This window comes from Acidobacteriota bacterium (assembly GCA_039028635.1).
GTDB lineage: Bacteria > Acidobacteriota > Thermoanaerobaculia > Multivoradales > JBCCEF01 > JBCCEF01.
The window spans coordinates 184552-205761 of the sequence record JBCCHV010000001.1 but is presented as its reverse complement, the minus strand read 5'-3'; the positions used below and the strand labels follow the sequence as shown (position 1 = coordinate 205761).

Genomic DNA, 21210 nt, shown 5'->3' with positions numbered 1-21210 from the left:
CTCAGCCCACGAGGATGGTCAGGGTCAGGTGAGACCCGACGCACCAGGCGACCACCCACAAGGCCGAGGCGCGGAAGCGCCAGAGGATGAAAAAGCCGGCCAGGGCGATCAGAAAGTCGCCCCAGCCGGCGATGCCGTGCTGCCAGACGGGATCGTAGAGCGCCGCCGCCAGCAACCCCACCACGGCGGCGTTGACCCCCGCCACGGCGCGGGCCGCTGCCGGATGGGAGACCACGGCACGCCACCAGGGCAGCACGCCGCCGAGGAGGAGAAAGCCCGGCAGAAAGATGCCGACCAGCGCCACCAGGGCGCCGCTCAGCAATCCTCCGCCTTGCGTCGAGGAGGCCCCGAGGAAGACCGAAAAGGTGAACATCGGGCCGGGAATCGCTTGCGCGGCACCATAGCCGGCGAGAAAGTCATCGGCGCCGACCCAGCCCGGCGCCACCACCATTTCCTCGAGCAGTGGCAAGACCACATGACCACCACCGAAGACCAGGGCTCCGGCGCGATAGAAGGCCGCTCCGAGGGCCCAGGGGCCGCTCTCGGCGAGCCACGGTAGGAGCGCCAGCAGGAGCGCGAAGGCCAGCAGCAGCAGCGCTCCCCGGCGGCGCCCGTAGCCGAGCTCCGGGGACTCCCCGGACGGCGCTGTGGGACGGCACAGCAGGAGGCCCGCCAGCGCTCCCAGAAGGACGGCACCAATCTGCGCCCAGGCACCACCGATGACGAGCATCAGCGCGATCACGAGGGCGGCGATGGTGACTCGGGTGAAGTCCGGACAGAGGCGCCGCCCCATCGCCAAGACGCCGTGGGCGACCACCGCCACCGCCACCAGGGCGAGGCCGTGGAGAAAGGCCTGCCCGAGAGGCCCGGAAAGCTGCGGCAAGACGGTCGCGAAGAGCAACATCAACAGCGCCGACGGCAGGGTGAAACCGACGAAGGCGGCCACCGCCCCCAGCCATCCGGCACGCAGCAGGCCGAGGCCGAAGCCGAGCTGACTGCTGGCCGGGCCGGGGAGGAACTGGCACAGGGCGAGAAGCTGAGCATAGTCCTCCTCCGAGACCCAGCGCCGCCGCTGCACCAGCTCGCGGTGAAAGTAGCCGAGATGAGCGATCGGGCCGCCGAAGGAGGTCAAGCCCAGGGGAAGGTAGGTCTTGAAGACTTCCAGCGCCGAGGCAAGGGGAGGGGTTCGTGGGGCGCTTCCGGAGGCCATCATCGGCGCATCCTCGCACGCTTCCGTGACGCTGCGGCGACAAGACGAGGCTGGTCTGCCGCAGGCATCTACCTCGCGTCGTGCGATGGCGCGTCGACGGCCGAGCCCTCGGGCGGAGTCTCCCGAGGGCTCGAGGATCGACGGCTGCTGATGGCTGCCGGCGGCGGCCGGTCAGCCGGGCAGCGTCAGCGGGCGGCGGTCTGCCAGGAGGCCAGGCGACCGCTCCCCTGGCCGAGGGGGAACAGGGCTTCGAGCAGCACCGCCGTGCGGTTGCTCCAACTCGCATAGTCGGTGCTGTCCCAAACCTCTCCGCCTTGCGGCTGCCAGCCCTTGGAACGCAGCAGATCCCACGCCCAGCGACCGGACTGCCGCATGTTCATCTCCTCGTGCGGGCTGATCAGGTCCCAGCGGCCCCACTCGAGGTAGATGTCGAGGGGCAGCGACTCGCCGGTGGCCTCCCCGATCAGGCCCTCGAAGCGCTCCATCTGCGACTCCAGCATGTAGACACTCTGCATGCCGGCCTTGCCGAAGGTCTCCGGGTGCTGGAAGTTGAGCGCCGCCGCCGTCTGGCTCTCCCAGCCCATGCCGACGGTGGCGCGAGCGCTGCGCTCGGCGCGGGTGCGGAAGCGCTCGTCGATCTGGGGCACGATCTGGGTCGCCAAGAAGCCGCCGAAGCCCCGCATACGCGGCGCCTCCGGGAAAACCGCGATCACCGGTTCGACACTCTTCCCGACCACCTGATCGAGGGTCTCGGGCCACTGGCCGACCTCTCGCGCCGGGCGCGACAGGACATAGACCACCGGGTACCGTTCGTCCCCCTGGTCATAGCCCGGTGGCAGCCAGACGTGCATCGGTACGGCGATCGGGGCCGGCGCCTCGCCGCCTTCCGGCGTCGGTTGCTGGATATTGAGCTCGAGGCTCTCGAGGCGACCGCCGGGTGAGCCAACGGCGGCCGCGTCGGCCTGCAAGCCCGGCCAACCGGGCATCGCGAACCAGGAGATCGCCATCGGGTCGCTACGATTCCAGTTCATGTCGGGCCCGAGCACCGTCGACAGGGTACGCCGCTGGTGGCTGGGATCGAGGGTGGGCTCGTAGTCGACGTAGAACAGGTAGCTGATGCGCGCCTGGGGCTCGAGCCGGGTGGACCACCACCACAGGTCGGTGTCCGCCAGTCGGTTCATCGGCTCTTCGCGCCGCATGCCGATCATCTCGCCGGCGATGGCCACGTCCTCGGCCGCGCCGTGCCAGGCGAAAGTGACCTCGTCGCCGTCGATGATGGGGAGCTCTCGCTGCGCCAAGAAGGCCTCGATCGTCGCCTTCGAGTCGCCGCCCTCGGCGATCTTTTCCTGCAGCCCGGCCAGGGCCTTCGGCAGGGTCACCTGGGCGGCGACCTGGGGAGCTCGGGAGCGCCGCACCAGGTCGACCCGCGCCAGCTCACCGAGGCTGCGCACGTAGAGAGCGCCATCGGCGAAGCTCGGGGGCGTCCAGGCGAGATCGTCGAAGAGCTCGAGGCTGGCCGTTTCCTTCCAACCCGCGGTCGAAGCGTCACCGAGATGAAGGGATCCCTTCTTGGTCAGCACGGCGAGCTGGTCGTCGACGCTCACCAGGAACCCGTCACCGGGCTCGCGGGAGCGCCAGAGGAGATTGCCGTCGCCGGAATCCACCGCGCTCAAGAACAGGGAGGTGAATCCGAAGAGCGCGGTGCCGCCCGCCGAGGGCGGGCTGTAGCTGCGCGTCAGGCCGCGGCTTTCGGCCAGGATCTCCGCCTTCAAGGCCTCTCCTTCGCGGCTCACCCGCACGATCTCGGAGCGCTCTTCGCGATGCTTCACCAACAGCTTGTCGTCACCGATCGGCATGGGCGATTGGCTGAAGGCGCCCTTCGGGCCGACGTCGCCCTCGAGAGCGAGCTCCCAAAGGGTCTCACCGCTCCGCGGATCGAGGCCGTTGAGGCGATTGGTGCTCAAGATGACGAACTGCTCACGCTCGGCGAGGGTCGCGGCGATCGGTGACTGGGCGCCGATACGACCGCCTTCGAGGCCGCGCCAGAGCTGCTCGCCGGTGCCGGTGTCGAAGCCCACCACGGAGCCCCCCTCGCCCCCCGGTTGGAACGCCAGCACTCCGCCGGCGATGGCGGGAGAACCGCCGAAGCCATAGAACGGAGGATCGATGCCGAGATCTTCCTTAAGGTGGAGGCTCCAGGCCTCTTTACCGTTGCTCAGATCGAGGGCCACGAGGCGGCCCCATGGGCTGACCGCGAAGACCCGACCCTGGGCGATCGCCGGAGTCGAAATCGGTCCATCGTGGGAGCCGTCGTGACCGGTGTAGGTCGGGGCCAGGTCGAAGCGCCAGATCTCTTCACCGGAGTTGGCCGCGACGGCCACGACGACGTCGCGCTCGCCGGCGGCCATCATGGTGACCAGGCGGTCCTCGGCGATCGCCACTCCCGAGTAGCCGCTGCCGACCTTGCGCTTCCAGACCAGATCGAGGCCGATCACGCCCTCCCCGGGCGGCAGCCCTTCGACCGCTCGTCCGGTCCCTTCAGGGCCCCGGAAGCTCGGCCAGCTCTCCTGGGCGACGCTCGCCCCGGCGACAACGAGTCCAACGATGGTCAGCACAATTCGTAACATCGACACTCCCTTCGAGATCATCTCCGCTCGGTCATCCGACGACCCGGCCGTTCAACCCACGGTCATTCGACCGTCGGATCGGTCGCCAGGTTCCCTCCATCTTACGGTGTGGCGCGTCGCGGGTTCAGGGCGGGAACGAAGTCCCGCGGCCAGGTCGTCGGAATTACTCCTCGAAGACTCGGAAATAGCTCGTCCATGGCCCGACATCGAAGCGATAACGCTTTGCCATGACCCGCGCCACTTGACGCAGATGGGCGAGATCATGGACCGCCCAACAGGCGAGATGCTGGCGCAAGGTGACGAGGCCGAGGTCCGGGTGACGACCCTGCATCGAGAGCTCCTCTTCGCCGAGGTCGAGGGACTTCAGGGTGGCCAGATTGCGCGCTCGCAATCGTGCCAAGGTCGCCAGCAGTTGCTGGCTCCCCTCGCCGGCATAGCGCTCGCGGAAAGCGAAGCGATCGAAGGCCGCCAGCGGACGCGAGGTTCCGAGCTGCAGAATATGGTGGGTGCGCGGAATCCAGTCGAGCTCTTCGCCATCGAGAAGGTGGCCGAGCACGTCCCGCGGACTGAAGGTTCGGTCACCCTCGTCGCAATCCAGCCAAGGCTCGCTCAGTCCGCCGAGCCAGGCGTCGAGGACGGCCGGCGTGCGCTCGAGGATCTCGATGGTGTGTGGCAGAGAGAAGTTCATTGCGACGAGAGCGAACGGCTCCCTCGGCAGACTATCGCACCGGCCAGCCTCGCCGAGGGCGAGAGACCACCAGCGAGGTGACAAAACCAAACTCACTTCAATTCCGAATACGTAATATAGACATATTTCTGTCTCGCTTTATCTCCCAAGAGTCACCTTGTAGAGGACAGGCTGGCTGCTTCGCCTCTCGGCCGCGGCCGGCTCAGCGTTCCTAGCCTGACTCTGCTCCCGAGCAGAGGTTCTCTACCGCGAAGTTCGCCGCGGTCATTTCATCGCTCGGCCGGGTTGGTCTCGAAGCGGTTCGCCCGATAGCCGAGAAAACGTCGAACGGAGATATCGATGTTCGAGCAAGACAGAAAAAGCAGCGAGAGCGAGTCGAAGGTCGCCACTCACGAGCAGCCTCAGGAGGAGGTCGGGCCGATCAGTCGACGGGGCCTGCTGCAGGGCATCGGAGGCGCCGGTGCCCTGGCGGCTGCCGGGGGCCTGAGCTTGGGAGCGCTGAAGCCTCAGATCGCCGCGGGCGAAGAGATCGGGCCGACGACCGACAACGTTCGTCGGGCGCGGGCGGCGCGACTGCGGCGCCGAGCCGCCAACGCCTACCTGGCGGGACCGCTTCCGAACCAGCCCTGCAACGGCGACGAGGACCATTACTCGGATTTTCGCGCCCAGTTCTCGAAGTGTCTGCCCCACAACCGCTTGGGTGAAGTCCGGCCGAACGCCTACCGCGCTCTCCTGCGCGCCCTGAGCAGCGGCGACCCGGGCGACTTCGATGCCATTCCCCTGGCAGCGGTGGCCCAGCGTCGGCTCGCCAATCCGCAGTCGGCTCTCAAGTTCGAGCTCACCGGGCTCGACGGCTGGGGAACCCGCATGCGGCCCGCACCGGCCTTCGCCAGCGCCGAGATCGCGGCCGAGATGGGCGAGGTCTATTGGCAGGCCTTGACCCGCGACGTCCCCTTCCGGGACTACGGCAGCGATGGCCTGGTGGCCGCCGGCGTCGCCGACCTCAACGCCTTCTCCCAGACTGTCGGTCCGCAGGTCGGTGGGCAGGTGACGCCGGGAACCCTCTTCCGGGGCGAAACCCCGGGGGACCTCGTCGGCCCCTACATCAGCCAGTTCCTCTGGCTACCGGTGCCCTACGGCCCGAGCACCATCGAGCAGCGCTACACCACGCCGATCCCGGGTGACGATCGCATGACCGACTACCGCGAATGGCTCGCCATTCAGCGGGGCGCGGCGCCGAGCGTGCCGTTGAACTTCGATCCCCAGCAGCGCTACATCCGGGACAACCGAGGGCTCGGTGAATGGGTCCACACGGATGTCGTCTTCCAGGGCTACTTCAACGCCGCCCTGATCATGCTCAGCTATGGCAGCGCGGCCCTGTCGCCGACCAATCCCTATCGTGACGACATCACCAACCAGGGCAACTTCGTCTCCTTCGGAGCTCCGGACATCTTGGACCTGGTCACCAAGGCCGGTCGCCTGTCCCTCACCGGCGCCTGGTACCAGAAATGGTCGGTCCATCGCCGTCTGCGTCCCGAAGTCTTTGCCGGTCGCCTCGAGAACCAGGTCCGCCACCGCAAGTACTACGGCATCCACTCGGAGATCGTCGACTCCGATGCCGTGGCTCGGGTCTTCGCCGCGCAGGGTACTCGCCTGCTGCCGATGGCCTTCCCGGAGGGCTCGCCGACCCATCCGGCCTACCCCGCCGGCCACGCCACCATCGCCGGTGCCTGCTGCACGGTCCTGAAGGCCTTCTTCGACGAGAGCTTCGAGGTCCCGGGGCCGGTCGAAGCGAGCCGCGACGGCCTTTCCCTCGACCCCTGGTATGGCGCTCCCCTCACCCTCGGTGGCGAGATCAACAAGCTGGCCGCCAACATTTCGATCGGCCGTGACGCCGCCGGCGTCCACTACCGCTCCGACGGCATCGACGGGCTCGCCGTCGGCGAAGCCCAGGCCATCGGCCTGCTCGCCGACTACAGCCGCACCTACAACGAGAACTTCGCCGGCTATGAGCTGACCCGGTTCGACGGCCAGCGCATTCGGATCAGGAACGGTTCGGTCCACCACATCTAGACGACCTCGCTGCTCCCCGCGGGTACGTCCCGGTACCCGTGGGGAGGATCTGCTGCAAGCCGACCCTCGGCGACGAAGCCGCCGGTGGGTTCGAGCCCTTGCCGGCGCCCTCGCTGGCCCTGCCGACCCTCGGCGCCTACCCCGCCTCGCTCTCCCGCCGGGGACTCTGAGTTCGATCCCTGACGTCCACTTCCGCAGGCCCTGGTCACCCACGCCCACGACGATCTCGAGCGCTCTTGAAGCGTCGCCTACCTCCCGGCTCGAGCCGGGGAAGGGTCTGCAATGGCGCCTCGGAGCGGGCGCCATCATCGAAACCCTGCCTTGGGGCGAGCCGTGATCCCTCGACGGCGTCAAGGTCTCTCTTCCTCCTGCCAGCCGCATCCTGGGCTCGGCCCAGATTCGCCTCGAGTGCGCCAGGACCCTCCCGCCCTCGTCTCCTTCACCGGTGGCGGGTGGTTCGACCCCGGCCCGGGGATCGCGTGCTTGTGATCGCCCATCGGCGAGTCCTGTCGATTTCTTGAGACCGCGACCACGAAATCACCGACTTCGGGCTTCCATCGGAGACGCCGTCGAAACATAATTCGTAATGCAGCTCATATACATCTAGCGCATCATGATCTCTGTTTTGGGGACGGTCTATGGAGAGGGAGCGGCAATGTCGTCATCGTCACGCTTTCGATTGACGCGCCATCGGAATGAGCCTGTCCTGTCGGATCTGTTCTTCTTTCAGCTCTTCACGCCTCGCAGCCTCTCGACCTTCGCGGTAGCCTCCGCGGGAGGGAGTCAGCTGAAGTTCAGTCGGCGGGTCGCGCGCAGCCACTGCGCCCGCCTTGCAACGTAATTCTCATCGTAGGGAGATGTCGATGTTCGAGAAGAATCTAGAAGATGAGGCCAAGCCGCGCGACGCGGCCGAAAACGCCACCCCGTCGAGTCCATCCCTTCCCCTCAGCCGGCGTGGCTTGCTGCAAGGCCTGGGCGGTGCCGGTGCCCTCGCCGCCGCCGGCGGATTGTCCTTGGGAGCCCTGACCAGGAAGACCGCGACGGCCGCCGAAGTCGGCCCGACGAACGGTGCCGATCGCCGCATGGCGGCCGCCCAGCTACGCACCGATGCGGCCGATGCCTACCTCGCCGGCCCGCTTCCGGTGCAGGACTGCAACGCCGATGAAGCGACTTTCCCGGACTTCCGCGCTCAATTTTCGAAGTGTCTGCCCCACAACGGACTCGGCGAGGTCGGACCGGGCGCCTACAACGCTTTGCGCAACGCCCTCACTACCGGCGATCCGGCGGACTTCGACGCCATTCCCCTCTCCGGCGTCGCCGACCGCAAGCTCGCCAACCCGCAGGCCGCCTTGAAGTACGAGATGTGCGGCCTCGACGGTTGGGGCACACGGATGCGGCCGGCACCGGAGTTCACCGGCGCCGAGATCGCCGCCGAGATGGGTGAGGTCTACTGGCAGGCGCTGACCCGCGACGTCCCCTTCCGCGACTATGACAGTGACCCGCTGGTGGCTGCGGCCACCGCCGACCTCAATGCCTTCTCGGAGACCGTCGGTCCCCTCGATGGCGGACAGGTGACGCCCGGAAATCTCTTCCGCGGCGAGACGCCGGGGGATCTCGTCGGCCCGTATATCAGCCAGTTCCTGTGGCTGACGGTGCCCTACGGGCCGAGCACCATCGAACAGCGTTACTCCCCGCCGCTGGCGGGTGAGGATCGCATGACCGACTACGGTGAGTGGCTCGCCATCCAGCGCGGCGCGGCCCCCAGCCAGCCCCTGCAGTTCGATCCCCAGCCCCGCTTCATCAAGGACAACCGCGGTCTGGGCGAGTGGGTGCACGGCGATGTCGTCTTCCAGGGCTACTTCAACGCCGCCCTCATCATGCTGAGCTTCGGTGCCGACGCCCTCTCACCGACCAATCCCTATCGCGACACCATCGCCAATCAGGGCAACTTCGTCTCCTTCGGCGCTCCGGACATCCTCGACCTGGTGACCAAGGCCGGCCGCCTCTCGCTCACCGGTGCCTGGTACCAGAAGTGGTCGGTGCATCGCCGGCTGCGGCCGGAGATGTTCGCCGGCCGGCTGCACAATCAGGCCCTCGGCCGCAAGAAGTACGAGATCAACAATGAGATCGTCGCCTCCGACGCCGTCGGGCGGGTGCTTTCCGCCAATGGCAACCGGCTGCTGCCGATGGCGTTCCCGGAGGGCTCTCCGACCCATCCGGCCTACCCTGCCGGCCACGCCACCATCGCCGGCGCCTGCTGCACCGTTCTCAAGGCCTTCTTCGACGAGAGCTTCGAAGTGCCCGCGCCGGTGGAAGCGACCACCGACGGTCTCGCCCTCGATGCCTGGAACGGGGCGGCCCTGACCCTCGGCGGCGAGATCAACAAGCTGGCCGCCAACATTTCCCTCGGTCGCGATGCCGCCGGCGTGCACTACCGCTCCGATGGCATCGATGGCATCGCCGTCGGCGAAGCCCAGGCGATCGGGTTGCTCGCCGACTACAGCCGCACCTACAACGAGGTCTTCACCGGCTACGAGCTCACCCGCTTCGATGGCCAGCGCATCCGGATCACCAACGGCGTGGTGCAGAACATCTAGGTCGACCTTCTCGCCGACCTTCGGCGCAGGTCGTTGACCGCTTCGTCATCCGAGCCCTCGGCTCCTCACAGCACGTCGAGTGCTGTGTCGCGCCGGGGGCGAATGTCTTTCATCTTCGACCACTTCCACCATCTCGCCGAGAAATCCGGCCTGGCGCCTCGGACGCTCGTCTGCGGGCAAGGCTCCTCGCATCGGCCCGCGAGGTTTCCTCATGAACCCCCGGCCGGTCTCGGGCCGGTGGCTGTCACTGGTGTTTTCCAACGCGTGCTTCAGGAGCCGGGCGCGGCTCGCGGCGGCACCCACAGTTCTGCTCGCGAGCCTCGCCGGGCCGCGTCGAGCTCTCGCCGAGTCGATCGCGCCCGGGGTGAGTCCTTTCCTTGGCGCTTCTCGAACTCCTCGAGGGTCTCCCCAAGCAGGCTCCCAGCCTCGCTGAACCGCCCCTGCCGGCGCCAGATCTCCCCCAGCAACTCGCCCAGGATCCAGTGGCGGATATCGGAATCCGCATAGAACTCGAATCCCTCCCGGGCGAGGACCTCGGCCGCCGCCAGATCCCCCAGTCCGGCGGTCACCCGCGCCAGACCGAAGAGCGCCACTCCGGCCGGTTCCATCCCCGCGCCTCGCGCCTGGTCGACGACACCTTGGTACAACCTGCGGGCTTCCTCGAACTGGCCCGCGTCGCGGTAGAAGGCGGCCAGGTTCTGGCGCACCGACAGGAGCGTCGAATTGCTCGCCTCGAGGCGCTCGTCGGCGATCGCCATCGCCCGTCGCATGACCTCGAAACCCTCATCGAATCGGCCCAGGCTATCGAGACTCAAGGCGAGATCGTTCAGCGAGTCGATCATGGCGCGACCGTCGGGGCCACCGAGGGCGGAACGCATCTCTGCCGCCCGGCGCATCAGGTCGAGGCCCTTCTCGACCGTCCCTTCGACTCCGGCACCGCCCTTGCGAAACTCCCCCGCCAGGAACATCCCCAGCAGATGCAGGCTCTTGGCCAGCTCTTCGCTGCCCTGCGGCGCTGCCCGTCGCTGCATCTCGGCGGCACCTTCGAGCAGCGATCGCGCTTCTTCCCGCCGAGGGTCCGTGTGGTCGGCATAGCGCACCAGGAGAAAGGCGCGGCCATAGAGGGCCGCCGCGAGGCGGGTCTCCTGCGTCCCGGATGCTTCCTCGACGCGACGGATCGCTTCCGCGCTCGCCTGCAGCCCTGCTTCGAGGCGCCCCGACGACGCCAGCGGCTCGGCGGCGCGCAGTAGCACCTCGGGAATGCGCTCGCGGTGCTCCGCCGATTGCTCGAAGGCGGCCGCCGCCGCCATCAGATGATCGGCTGCCGAAGCCATCACCTCGAGATTCGCCAGCCCCTCGCCGATCACCGCCAGGACCCGGCCTCGAGTCGCCGGATCTTGAATCCTCTCGGCCTTTTCGGCACCGGCTTCGAGAAGCTCTTGGACGGAGATTCGGCCACCCCCGAAGTCCTGGGGATCGCCCAGCCGCAGGATCTCGAGGGAGAGGTCCGCCAGGCTCTGGGCCCGGTCCCTTTCGTGGCGGGCGACCGCCCCCTGGTGGAGCGCCGCCGCCATTCCCGACAACAGGGAGACCAGGGCCAACCCGGCGAAGACCGAAGCCAGGGCATGACGGCGCAGGAACTTCCGCAGCCGATAGGCGCCGGACGGTGGTACCGCCCGCACCGGCATGCCCTCCAGCCAGGCCTCGAGGTCGGCAGCCAGAGCGCCGGCTCCGGGATAGCGCCCCTCGACTTCTGGATGCAGGCACTTCAGAACGATGGCATCGAGCTCCCGGTCGGCCCTCCCCGAGACGAAGGCGGAAGGGGGCCGCGGCACTCGACCTTGCAGCCGGGGATCGGGGCGATCGGGGGCTGCCTCGAAGGGCAGGCGCCGGGCCAACAGCAGGTAGAGCAAGCAGCCCAGTGCATAGACATCGGTGGCGGTGCTGGCCGCCTCTCCTCGCAGCTGTTCGGGAGCCGCGAAGGACGGCGTGTAGGGAGCCCCATCACCAACCGTCAGTCCGGCCTGGCGGGAAGGATCCAACAGCTTGGCGACCCCGAAATCCAGCAGCTTCGGTCGCCCGTCGTCCTGCACCAGGATGTTGGCGGGCTTGAGGTCGCGATGAATCACCAGCCGTCGATGGGCGTAATCGACCGCCTCGACCACCGGCAGGACGACCCCGACGATGGCCCGTCCCTCGAGGTCGCCCTCGCGACAGAACTGATCGATCGGGAGCCCCTCGACGAGGTCCATGACCAGGTAGGGAACGCCGTCGTCGGTGACGCCGCCGTCGAGCATGCGAGCGATCGCGGGATGCTCGAGATCGGCGAGAATCCGTCGCTCCGACTCGAACCTCGGGACCAGCGCCTCCTGGCTCAGCTCCCAGCGCAGGATCTTGACCGCGACGGCGCGATCGAACAGGCCGTCAGCCCGTCGAGCGCGGTAGACCCGCCCCATGCCACCGACTCCGATCAGGTCGCCGAGGCGATAGGCACCGAGCCGCTGATAGCGCGCCTCGACCTCTTCGATCAGCTCCGCCTCGAGCCCCTCGAGGAGTCGTCCGGCGCTGCCATCGAAGCCCCGCTCGAGGGGATCGTCGGAGACCTCCAGGCCAGCAACCAGGGAGAGGAGCTCCCGTTCGAGGGCGGGGTCACCCTCACTCAAACGCCGAGCCTGCTCTCGGAGCTCCGCGGGCGGGGCCTCGATCAGCTCGTCGAGGGCCGCCTCGATGCGGTCCCAGGGAATCGGCGAGTGGCCCGAGGCTCGGCTCATCACACCGCGTCCGCACCGCTAGAAAGCGGTGAATCTGAAGAAATTAAGAGGTTGTTCACGACCGGTATGGAGTTGCTCGGGCTTACCGAGGCTAACACCGGACCTCCAGAAGGAGGCTCGAGTCGAGGCTTCCGGAACGGAAGTTTCGGGCCATCGGTTCGTCTGCCATAACGCAGCGGAGAGAGGATCCCGGACAAGCGGCTCCCCCCCGACGTAACCGCGCCGCACGCCGCACCGTGGTGCGAGAGGCCGGTGGTCATGGTTGACATCGAGACTCGATTGAGACACTCTTGTCTCGTTTGTTGCTAACGACTACCAGGACAGGAGGACATCATGACTACTTCGACTCGGGCTCGCACCACCTTGATGTGGGCATTCTCCCCACTGCTCTTGCTCGCAGCGCTCGTGCTCTCGGTGGTCGCGGTCGACGGCGACACTCCGCCGAGTGGTGAGCAGGCCCGACATCATGGTCAGCATGATGAATCCGGTGCCCATGGGCACTCCGCAGAGTCGGATGATCATCCCCCCAGGGCTCGAGGCCAATCCGCGGAACGAGATCTGTTGCAGGTCGCGGACCTCATCGGCTTGCGCCTGCAAACGGTCGATGGCGAAGCCGTCAACCTCGGCCTGGGCAGTGGTGCCCGCCCCGTCGCCGTGGTCTTCCTCGACGACGGCTGCACCATTTCGCGGCGCTACGTTCCGCGGCTCAATGAACTGGGCGAAGCGGCCAGCGAAGCGGGCGTCGAGCTCTACGCCGCGATTTCGAATCCCGCCATCACGTGGCAGGAAGCGCGAGCCTTCCGGGATGAGTTTCGCCTCGCGATTCCCTTGCTCTTCGACTTCAACGGCGAGGTCGCCCACCAGTTGAAGCCGGAAGTGGTCCCGTCGGCTTTCGTCGTCGATCTCGCCGGCCGGGTGGTCTACAGCGGACGCATCGATGATCGCTTCCCCAGCCTGACCAAGGTGCGCAACACGATCCGTTCCCATGACTTGCTGCGCGCCATCGAGGGCGTCGGCGGAGACCAGCCGGTCGAGCCGCGTCACACGGTCGCCGTCGGTTGCTACTTCCGGCCTTGGCCCGAGCCGGAGGCGAAGCCGACCTATCGCGACCACATCGCGCCGATTCTCAACGCCAACTGCGCTCAGTGTCATTCGCAAGGCGGAGTGGCACCCTTCGCCCTCGACTCCTACGACTCCGCCCGCCGCTGGTCGCGGATGGCGGCGGCCGTCACCCGAGCCGGTCTGATGCCGCCGTGGCACGCCGTGCGCGGTCAAGGACACTTCCGCGAAGAGCGTTTTCTCACCTCGCGACAGCTCGACTTGCTGGAAGCCTGGGATCAGGCCGGGGCACCGCGCGGCGAGAGTGCGAAGGAGCTACCGGCACCGACCTTCGAGACCTCCGAGTGGCCCCTCGGAGAGCCCGATCTGGTGCTCACCATGGCGGACACCTACGAGGTTCCCGCCGACGGCGCCGACATCTACCGCTACTTCGTTCTGCCGCTGGGGCTACTGCGCGATCAGGTGGTCGTGGCGATGGACTTTCAGCCCGGCGATCCGTCGGTGGTGCACCACTGCAACTTCTTCGTCGACTACTCGGGGCGCGCCCGCGAGTTCGATAGTCGCGACCCTGAGCCCGGCTTCTCGGTCTTCGGTACCGGCGGTTTCATGTCCTATGACGGCGCCAATGCGCTCGGAGCCTGGGCACCCGGCGTCGGGCCCTATCGCCTACCAGAAGGACGGGGTTTCGATCTGCCCCGGGGCGGAGACGTCGTTCTCGAGGTGCACTACCACCCGACCGGGAAAGCGGCCCGCGACCAGAGCTCGATCGCCTTTTACTTTGCCAAGGGACCCGTGAAGCGAGGCGTCAGCGGACTGATGGTCGGTACCCTGGATGTCGAGGTTCCGGCCGGCGACGCGGCTTACTGGCGCAAGGTGTCGATGGATGTTCCCGCCGACATGCAGTTGGTCGACATCGCTCCCCACATGCACTATCTCGGCCGCGAAGCGCGCGTCCTCGCCGTCCTGCCGAACGGCATCGAGCGTCCCCTGCTCCACGTCGACGACTGGGACCTGCGTTGGCAGGGCATCTACACCTACCGGTCGCCGGTCGATATTCCCGCCGGCAGCAGGATCGAAGCCAGCTTCCGGTTCGACAACTCGCGCCAGAACCCGGCCAATCCCAACTCACCGCCGAAGACGGCGAAATGGGGTTGGGGATCGGACGAGGAAATGGCCGAGATCTACCTGACGATCATCTCCGACGATCCCCAGGCCACGGCGGAGCTGCACCGGGCTGCCCGGCGATCGTGGACCCGGTCGGCGGACCCGGAGGCGGCAGCGCCGCAGGATCGGTCGGCCCGCCAATGGCTCGATCTTCTGCTGCAGAAAGATCCTTGGTCCGCGACCGGGGAGCAGGTCCTCGAAGAGTTCCTGACGTCTCCCCAGTTCACGGAGACTCTGGATCTCACCCGCCGGGAAGCGAAGCGTAAGAAGAATCCCGACCTCTATGCCCTCGAGGGAGTTCTCCTGTCACTGGCCAGCTACTACGGCGAAGGGGCCGCCGAGCAATGGCGCCTGGGCGAGGCGGCGGACGCAGCCTTGAGCCGTGCCTTGCGCGCCGATCGCCGACACGGCGGCGCCCTGCTGGCGCGGGCGATGCTCTATGCGGAGTCCGGAGATGACGCCCTTGCGAGGCGCTCCGAAGGCTGGTTCCAGCGTCTCCTCGACCCGGCGAAGAGCGACCCCTCCGAAGCCCAGCGAGCCACCGCCTTCCAAGCCCTCGGCAAGCTCTATGAAAACCTCGGCGAGGCCGCCAAGGCGGCCCGGACTTGGCATCGAGGCCATTGCCAGTTCCCGCAGCACGAGGCTCTGCGAAGGCTGTCCGAAGAAGCGGGGATCGAGGGTCCGGTAAGCTGTGGCGAGGAGAGCCGTTGATGTCGCCACGGAACACCGGATCGGTCGCAATCACCCCGCGGGGCGGCACCCCATGAGAACGGTGAAAGGCCCTCGCCGCACGGCTCGCCAAGCGATCCTCGACGCCGCCGCCGGCGCCCTCGCCGACTCACCCAACGAGTCGATGGCGGTGATCGCCGAGGCGGCCGGAGTCGGCCGGGCGACCCTCTATCGCCATTTCCCTTCCCGCGAAGCGCTCCTCTCGGAGCTGTCCCTCGAAGCCATTCGACTGATGGACGAGGCGACGGTTCCCATCCTCGAGAATGCCTCGAGCGCGGAAGAGGCCTTCCGCCGGATGCTCGAGGCCTGGTTGCCGTTCGGAGATCGTTTTCATTTTCTCGCCACCATCCCGGTCTCCGATCTCGGCCCCGACGTGGCGGTCGAAAGCCAGCGCCAGCTCGACGACCTCGCCGCCTTCGTCGACCACGCCAAGGGCGAAGGCCTGTTTGCCCGCAACGTCTCGACGGCCTGGATCGTCGCCACCATCGATGCGCTGATTTGGACCGCCTGGAGCAGCGTCCATCGCGGTGAGCTGGCCCTGCGGGACGCCGCTCCCATGGTCTTCAGAACCCTAGTCGAGGGTTTGCGACGGGACGACGCCAGCGAAACTTCTTAGCGACCCGGCGCAGCCGCGGGGTGAGCGGGGAATCCCACCTGGCAGAGCGCCACCTTGGTCCATGAGAGGATCGACGACGGCTGGCCGGAGTGGCGAAATTGGTAGACGCAGGGGACTTAAAATCCCCCGCCTTCGGGCTTGCGGGTTCGAGTCCCGCCTCCGGCACCAGGCTTCCTTCCTCGAGGCCCTAGCCGCCGCTACCGAAGGCCTTGCGCAAGATCGTTTCGACGACGTTTCCGGTGACCCGCTCGGGACCGCTGACGACGTTGAGGGGCCTTCCCGTTCCGACGCCGTGAAGCAAGAGCTCGCCGTCCGGCCGTAGCAGGAAGATCTCGACCTTGACGCTCGACCGCCGGCGACCTCCGAAGCCGTCACCGCGCTCGGCAAAGGGCACGGCGAGCTCGAGCACGGCGTCGGCCTCGAAGGCATCCGCCAGGCTCTGCCGCTGCTCCACCACATACTCGAGGGTTCCCTGCTCGAAGAGGTGTTTTCGAACCCGGCTCTCCGCCACCACCGCGAAGGGAACCCCCAGCTCCAACATCTCACCCACCACCCGCTGCTCCATGGCGCTGCAGTCGACCACCTCGTGGCATTGACGGGTTGCCACCACCACCCGCTGGACCTGTCGCGGCGAGAAGCCGTCGGCGCGGGTGACGTTGGCGCGGAAGGCGGCCGCCGCCGGCACGGACAGCAATCCTCCGAAGATCAGCAGGGCAAGGATTCCAAGGATCGGTTCGAGTCTGCGTCCCATAACGGTCAAGGCCCTTCCCTGCGAAATTTTCGAGTCGTGATTCCCCTTCAAGCCTATCCTCAAACCTTCCCCTCCTCCAGGGTGCGCTGCGCTCGCTTCCGCGGTTCGAAACCGGACCGACCTACCCCAAGGCGAGATAGAGCAAGAGAACCGCTCCCGCCAAGGCGATGGCTTTCTCCCACGCCGGCAGAGCTGTCATACCCCGCTTCAGCTCGGCGCCACCGAGGGCGGCCGTCAAGGTCAGAAAGGGCAGCATCTGGATGCGGTATCGGGAGATCGCGTAGAGGGCGAAGAACAACAGGAAGTTGTAAACCAGAAAAGCCGGAACGAGCCACCACCTCCCCTGCCCCCTTCGCCGCCAGGCGAGCAGCCCCAAGGGGGTGAGCGTCAGAATCAGGAGGTAGATCGCCGAGCTGCCGACGCGCAGCGCCGCGCCGACTGCCGAGGGCACCCCCTGGTAACCGCGCTCCGGCCCCTGGCGCGGCCCCGTCGGAAGCTGATCGTGGAAGAAGGTGCGGTGGTCTAGCAAGCGGAAGTATTGTCGCTGGAGCTGGTCGCGAGCGATGCTCCAGGGACCGCGCTCGGCGAGCTCGTCAGCGAGCTGCCGGCGCAAGAAGGCCCGGCGGCCGGTGCCTCGCGCCTCGGCTTTCTCCATGGCTTGGAACAGACGCCATGCCGCCTCGCCGGACCGCTCGCGTCCGACCTCGCGGTCGATCCCCAGACGCAGATTGAACTCGAGGCTTCCGGCCACTGCCGGAGAGCTGTGGGCCCGCGCCCACGGCGTCCAAGGCGACGCCAAGAGCGCCACGGCGGCGGCCAGCGCGATCAGCGAGGGCCAAGGTCTCGAACCCTCGGCACGGGCTGGCAGGAGGACCAGTACCGGCAGGAAGCCCAGCAGCAGAGCCTTGGCGCCCAAAGCGAGGCCGAGCAGGGCGCCGGCGGCGAGGGCGCTTCGCCAGGTAGCGCCCGCAGCGGTGAGCAACCACAGAGCCAGGCTAAGCAGCAAGAGGTGGAGGATCTCAGGCCAGAGAAAATGGCCGTAGGCGACGAGTGGCGGATAGAGCAGCAATCCAGTGGCGCCGAGAGCAGCCACCGACGCCGAGCCCGTCAGACGCTCGCCGAGACGCCACCACAGCCACACGATGGCGGGCACAGCCAGGGCCTGCAGAACGAGGGTCCAGACCAGGGGATCTCCCGGCAGGAGGTAAAGCCGGGAGAGTAGCCAGGGATAGAGCGGCGGCCAGAGCGGATCGAGGGCCAGGCGACCGGTGGTCGCCATCGCCTCGGCCGCCGCCCGGTAGGTCTGCTCGTCGCCAACGAGGCCCTTGCCTCCACCGGCGCAGTAGAGCCACCCGAGCAGCCCCTGCAGGAGGCCGTGCAGGCAGAGAATCCCGACGGCAGCGCGTCTCGGCGAGGGCAACACGGCCGAAGGCTACCAGTCAGATCGATCAACCGAAGCCGTCGAGCCCGTCCTTGCGCCGAGAGCCGCGGTGAGAAGGCCGCTCTAGGGATGGGCTACAGACGGAAGATCGAGCTCTTGCCGCAGGGCCTCGATGTCGAGCTTCTCGATCCAGCGCGGCAGGTTCGACCAGATGCGATGAAAGCCGAAACCGCCGGTGGTCATCTCCTTCAGGGCCTCCTCTTTGCTCCAACCTTCGACCACGATGCGGTAGAGGGCCACCATCGTGCCGGTGCGATCGGCGCCGTGCTTGCAGTGCACGAGCACCGGTGTTCGCCTGGCGTTGGTCACGATGCGGAGGAAGCGCACCACCTCTTTGCGCTCCGGGTGCCAGGCCTTCATGTAGATGTGCTCGTAGGCCAGGCCGGTACCTTCGAGCTCGTCTCGATCAGAGGAGAAGGAACGCAGATTGACCACCGTGGCGACGCCCAGATTCTCGAGGTTCGCCATGCCTTCCGCCGAAGGCTGGGCGCTGCGGTAGAGGGTTGCGCTGACTCGGTGAAGATTCGGGGCCCCCGCGAGAGGCATCGCCTCGGCCCAAGCCTCAGGCCGCTCTGAGGCCAGACCAGGGGTCGTGCAGAGCAGCGCCACCAGCGTCAGCCAGCGAATCTCTCGCCAAAATCGAGCCATGCTTGACTCTACAACGAGGATCTGTCCGTCGATCTCCCGCCACCAGACCAGGGTCAGTCGTCGTCTTCGAAGCGATAGGGTTTCCGGAAGCTGCCCCAGAACATCAGCAGGCCGATCACCAGGAGCGTACTCCCGGCGACCCGCCCCCACAGGCTTCGGAGACCTTCCGCCACCCACGAAGGCGTCTCCTCAGGCCAGCTCCAGGGAATCTCGGTCCAGCGCCACATGGCGAAACCGAGGGCGGCGAGGCCCAGGGCCGTCAAAACACTGGCTACCAGTTCGGCGATCTTCGTCATCACGGGGGCGTTTCCTCGGCGGCGATGGCTCGAAGACTCGATCGTACCCGAGCCGCTTGGCGGCTGTCCGCCCCTTCGGCGGCTTCGCAGACGGGGAGGGTCTGGCTGAGCAGGCGCCGGGCCTCGGCGCGCTGGCCGGCGCGCAGCAGGATATCTCCCAGACCGAGAGCCACCTGGCAGCGTCTCGGGCCCTCTTCCCCGGCGCTCGCCAAGGCCCGGCGAGCCAAAGCCTCGGCCTCCGGTTGCCGGCCCAACGCCGCCGCTGTCTGACCCTGCCAGTGCAGCAGCCCGGCCGGCGGCGCCGTGCCGCTGCTCTGCCATCCGGAGGCCGCCGCCTGCAGCACTCGCTGGGCATCTTCGAAACGTCCGGCGTCGAAGTAGATCGCCCCGAGGTTGGCGCCGACGGTCAGCAGGATCGGATGCGATGGATCGATCCAGCGGCGACCATAGTCGAGGGCCTCCTCGAGGGTTTCGAGCGCTTCCTGATGGCGTCCGAGTACGTCGAGCACGAGGCCGCGGTCACTGAGCGATTCGACCAGGGCTCCGGCCTGGTCGGTCGGCAGTTGGCGACGGATCTCCGCCGCTTCCGCCATCAGGTCGAGGCCCTCCTGCACCACCTCGCCGGCGGTTGCCGAGGTGTCGCCGAATCCTTGGTCGAAGCGCAGCCTGCCCAGCAAATGGAGGGATGAGGCCAGGGCGGCGCGAGTCGACGGAAGGTCGCGCCGCTGGAGCTCGACGGCTTCCTCGAGCAGACTCTCGGCCTCCTCTCGGCGGGGTGAGCTCTTGGCCTCGAAACGCAGAATGAGGTAGGCGCGGTCGAAGAGGAAGGGGGCCAGCTCCGCTCCCGGGGCGAAGCCTTCGAGGCGCGCCGCGGCGAGCGCCTGGCGGTTGATCTCGAGGGCCCGCGGTTGATTCCCCGACTCCGCCCAGGCGAGGGCCCCGCGCCGCAAGACCTCGGCGACCTGCGGGTGAGCGAGGTCCGGATAGCCATAGGCCGCCGAGGCCCGCGACCAGACCTCCGCCGCCTCGCCATGGGCATAGAGGTTCGAGAGACCTTCGCCGACCACCGTCAGGGCCTGGCCTCGGAGGTCGGAGTCGGCGAGATTCTCGGCGGCCGCGGCGGCGTTGACCAATAGCTCCTTGGCGGGTAGCTGGGTGGCGCCGGTGCCCCGCGGGTCCCCCAGGCGCAGAACATCGAAGGCGAAGTCGGCCATGCGAACCGCTCGGTCGCGCTCCTGGCGGGCGAGGCGGGCCTGGTGGGAAGAAGCGAGGATACCCAGGGCGATGGCGAGCACCACTGCGCTGACCAAGGCGGAGATCATCGGGTTGCGGCGAATCAGCTTGCGCAGGCGATAGCGAAGCGTCGGCGCCACCGCCTCGACAGCTCGCCCGCCGAGCAGGTGGCGGATATCCGTCGCCAGACCATCGACGCCGCTGTAGCGTTCCTCGGCCTCGGGCCGCATCGCCTTGAGAACGATGGCGTCGAGATCCTGGGCGAGGGGCCCCGGCAGTCGAGGCGAGACCCGAGAAGGGGGTACCGGTAGCCGGCCTTCGAGGCGAGGGTCGACTTGCCCCGGCTCAAGGGGCGGAAACGGGCTGACATCGGTCACCAACAGATAGACCACCGCCCCCAGGGAATAGACGTCACTGGCCGTGCCGACGGCCTTGCCGGCGAGCTGCTCGGGCGAGGCGAAGGCCGGCGTGTAGGGGCCCGACCCGGTGATCGTCAAACCGGCCGCAAGTGCGGTCTCGGCGCTCGGCTCGACCAGCTTGGCGACCCCGAAGTCGAGCAGCTTGGCGCGGCCGGCCGCATCGACCAGGACATTGCCCGGCTTGAGATCGCGATGGACCACCAGCTGCCGATGGGCATAGGCGACGGCATCGACGATCGGCAGCAGGAGCTCGAGACGCTCCCTCGGCGAGAATCCGAGGCGGCGACAATAGAGATCCAGCGGCTCGCCAACCACCAGCTCCATCACCAGGTACGGCAGCCCGTCGGCGGTCACCCCACCATCGATGAGCTGGGCCACGGCAGGGTGCTGGAGACGGGCCAGGATCCTTCTCTCCTGGTCGAAGCGAGCCCGCAGCGAGGGGTCGGGGATTTCCCACCGCATCACCTTGACGGCGACCTCGCGCTCGAACAGCCCATCGCGACGATGGGCCCGGTAAACCCGCCCCATGCCGCCGACGGCGAGCAGCTCACCCAGGGTGTAGGGGCCGAGCTCGCCATGGCGCCCTGCCCGCTCCCCTTCGACCTCTGCCTCGAGCCCTTGAAGCAGGGCGACTGCCGAGCCCGCGACGCCCTCCTCCAAGGGGTCCCGGGCGGGCTCGAGGTAGGCGATCAAAGAACGCAGCTCGCGCTCGAGAGCCGAGTCCTGAGCGGCGATCTCCCGCAGCTTTCTCTCGCGCTTCGCGGGCGGCAGATCGAGCAGCAGATCGAGAGCCGCTTCAGTCCGCCGCCAGCGCTCCGATGGTCGACTCGCATCCACCGATCCACTCTATCGGCTCGGGGCGGAAGAGGCGTTGAGGGGGTGGTGAGT

General features: G+C 67.6%; 13 protein-coding genes and 1 tRNA gene. 5 read left to right on the top strand and 9 right to left on the bottom strand.

Features of this window, described 5'->3' with window-relative positions:
• Position 1: 1 nt before the first annotated feature.
• The 3 genes from chrA to AAF604_00815 form a co-directional block, all read right to left on the bottom strand.
• On the bottom strand, positions 2-1213 hold the full coding sequence (chrA, locus tag AAF604_00825) for a chromate efflux transporter (GenBank protein ID MEM7048164.1): 1212 nt from the start codon (positions 1211-1213) through the stop codon (positions 2-4).
• A gap of 182 nt (positions 1214-1395) precedes the next feature.
• Complete coding sequence (locus AAF604_00820; protein ID MEM7048163.1) at positions 1396-3837, bottom strand: PQQ-binding-like beta-propeller repeat protein; 2442 nt, start codon at positions 3835-3837, stop codon at positions 1396-1398.
• Positions 3838-4000: 163 nt separating this feature from the next.
• Positions 4001-4525 (bottom strand): DinB family protein, encoded by a 525-nt coding sequence (locus tag AAF604_00815; protein ID MEM7048162.1) that lies wholly within the window; start codon positions 4523-4525, stop codon positions 4001-4003.
• A 339-nt stretch (positions 4526-4864) separates the two neighbouring features.
• Here AAF604_00815 and AAF604_00810 point away from each other — a divergent pair, with 339 nt between their 5' ends.
• Positions 4865-6598: a vanadium-dependent haloperoxidase gene (locus AAF604_00810; GenBank protein MEM7048161.1), complete on the top strand. Its 1734-nt coding sequence runs from the start codon at positions 4865-4867 to the stop codon at positions 6596-6598.
• Between the two features lie 863 nt (positions 6599-7461).
• Positions 7462-9195: a vanadium-dependent haloperoxidase gene (locus AAF604_00805; GenBank protein MEM7048160.1), complete on the top strand. Its 1734-nt coding sequence runs from the start codon at positions 7462-7464 to the stop codon at positions 9193-9195.
• A 269-nt stretch (positions 9196-9464) separates the two neighbouring features.
• Here AAF604_00805 and AAF604_00800 read toward each other — a convergent pair whose 3' ends face one another.
• On the bottom strand, positions 9465-11966 hold the full coding sequence (locus AAF604_00800; protein ID MEM7048159.1) for a serine/threonine-protein kinase: 2502 nt from the start codon (positions 11964-11966) through the stop codon (positions 9465-9467).
• Between the two features lie 333 nt (positions 11967-12299).
• On the opposite strand from AAF604_00800, the gene AAF604_00795 reads away from it, so the two are divergent.
• The 3 genes from AAF604_00795 (at position 12300) to AAF604_00785 (ending at position 15702) form a co-directional block, all read left to right on the top strand.
• Positions 12300-14900 carry a redoxin domain-containing protein gene (locus tag AAF604_00795; GenBank protein ID MEM7048158.1) on the top strand — a complete coding sequence of 867 codons (2601 nt, stop codon included), beginning with the start codon at positions 12300-12302 and terminating at the stop codon, positions 14898-14900.
• Positions 14901-14952: 52 nt separating this feature from the next.
• Positions 14953-15534: a TetR/AcrR family transcriptional regulator gene (locus AAF604_00790; protein MEM7048157.1), complete on the top strand. Its 582-nt coding sequence runs from the start codon at positions 14953-14955 to the stop codon at positions 15532-15534.
• 83 nt (positions 15535-15617) lie between these two features.
• Positions 15618-15702: transfer RNA gene (locus tag AAF604_00785), tRNA-Leu, on the top strand.
• A gap of 19 nt (positions 15703-15721) precedes the next feature.
• Here the strand turns inward: AAF604_00785 and AAF604_00780 are convergent.
• From AAF604_00780 to AAF604_00760, 5 genes are all read right to left on the bottom strand, one after another.
• Entirely contained in the window at positions 15722-16285 is a 564-nt protein-coding gene (locus tag AAF604_00780) for a hypothetical protein (protein MEM7048156.1), read from the bottom strand.
• A gap of 121 nt (positions 16286-16406) precedes the next feature.
• Positions 16407-17705 carry a glycosyltransferase family 39 protein gene (locus AAF604_00775; protein MEM7048155.1) on the bottom strand — a complete coding sequence of 433 codons (1299 nt, stop codon included), beginning with the start codon at positions 17703-17705 and terminating at the stop codon, positions 16407-16409.
• Positions 17706-17789: 84 nt separating this feature from the next.
• Positions 17790-18374, bottom strand: coding sequence for a dual specificity protein phosphatase family protein (locus AAF604_00770; GenBank protein ID MEM7048154.1), 585 nt, complete (start codon positions 18372-18374; stop codon positions 17790-17792).
• A 53-nt stretch (positions 18375-18427) separates the two neighbouring features.
• On the bottom strand, positions 18428-18673 hold the full coding sequence (locus AAF604_00765) for a hypothetical protein (protein ID MEM7048153.1): 246 nt from the start codon (positions 18671-18673) through the stop codon (positions 18428-18430).
• Positions 18670-21159 (bottom strand): serine/threonine-protein kinase, encoded by a 2490-nt coding sequence (locus tag AAF604_00760; GenBank protein MEM7048152.1) that lies wholly within the window; start codon positions 21157-21159, stop codon positions 18670-18672. Before AAF604_00760 ends, AAF604_00765 begins: the two co-directional genes overlap by 4 nt.
• Positions 21160-21210: the final 51 nt, after the last annotated feature.

Excerpts from the sequence above, each read along its gene's own strand:
- chrA (MEM7048164.1), bottom strand. The coding sequence starts at position 1,213 with ATGATGGCCTCCGGAAGCGCCCCACGAACCCCTCCCCTTGCCTCGGCG.
- AAF604_00820 (MEM7048163.1), bottom strand. The coding sequence starts at position 3,837 with ATGTTACGAATTGTGCTGACCATCGTTGGACTCGTTGTCGCCGGGGCG.
- AAF604_00815 (MEM7048162.1), bottom strand. The coding sequence starts at position 4,525 with ATGAACTTCTCTCTGCCACACACCATCGAGATCCTCGAGCGCACGCCG.
- AAF604_00810 (MEM7048161.1), top strand. The coding sequence starts at position 4,865 with ATGTTCGAGCAAGACAGAAAAAGCAGCGAGAGCGAGTCGAAGGTCGCC.
- AAF604_00805 (MEM7048160.1), top strand. The coding sequence starts at position 7,462 with ATGTTCGAGAAGAATCTAGAAGATGAGGCCAAGCCGCGCGACGCGGCC.
- AAF604_00800 (MEM7048159.1), bottom strand. The coding sequence starts at position 11,966 with ATGAGCCGAGCCTCGGGCCACTCGCCGATTCCCTGGGACCGCATCGAG.
- AAF604_00795 (MEM7048158.1), top strand. The coding sequence starts at position 12,300 with ATGACTACTTCGACTCGGGCTCGCACCACCTTGATGTGGGCATTCTCC.
- AAF604_00790 (MEM7048157.1), top strand. The coding sequence starts at position 14,953 with ATGAGAACGGTGAAAGGCCCTCGCCGCACGGCTCGCCAAGCGATCCTC.
- AAF604_00780 (MEM7048156.1), bottom strand. The coding sequence starts at position 16,285 with ATGGGACGCAGACTCGAACCGATCCTTGGAATCCTTGCCCTGCTGATC.
- AAF604_00770 (MEM7048154.1), bottom strand. The coding sequence starts at position 18,374 with ATGGCTCGATTTTGGCGAGAGATTCGCTGGCTGACGCTGGTGGCGCTG.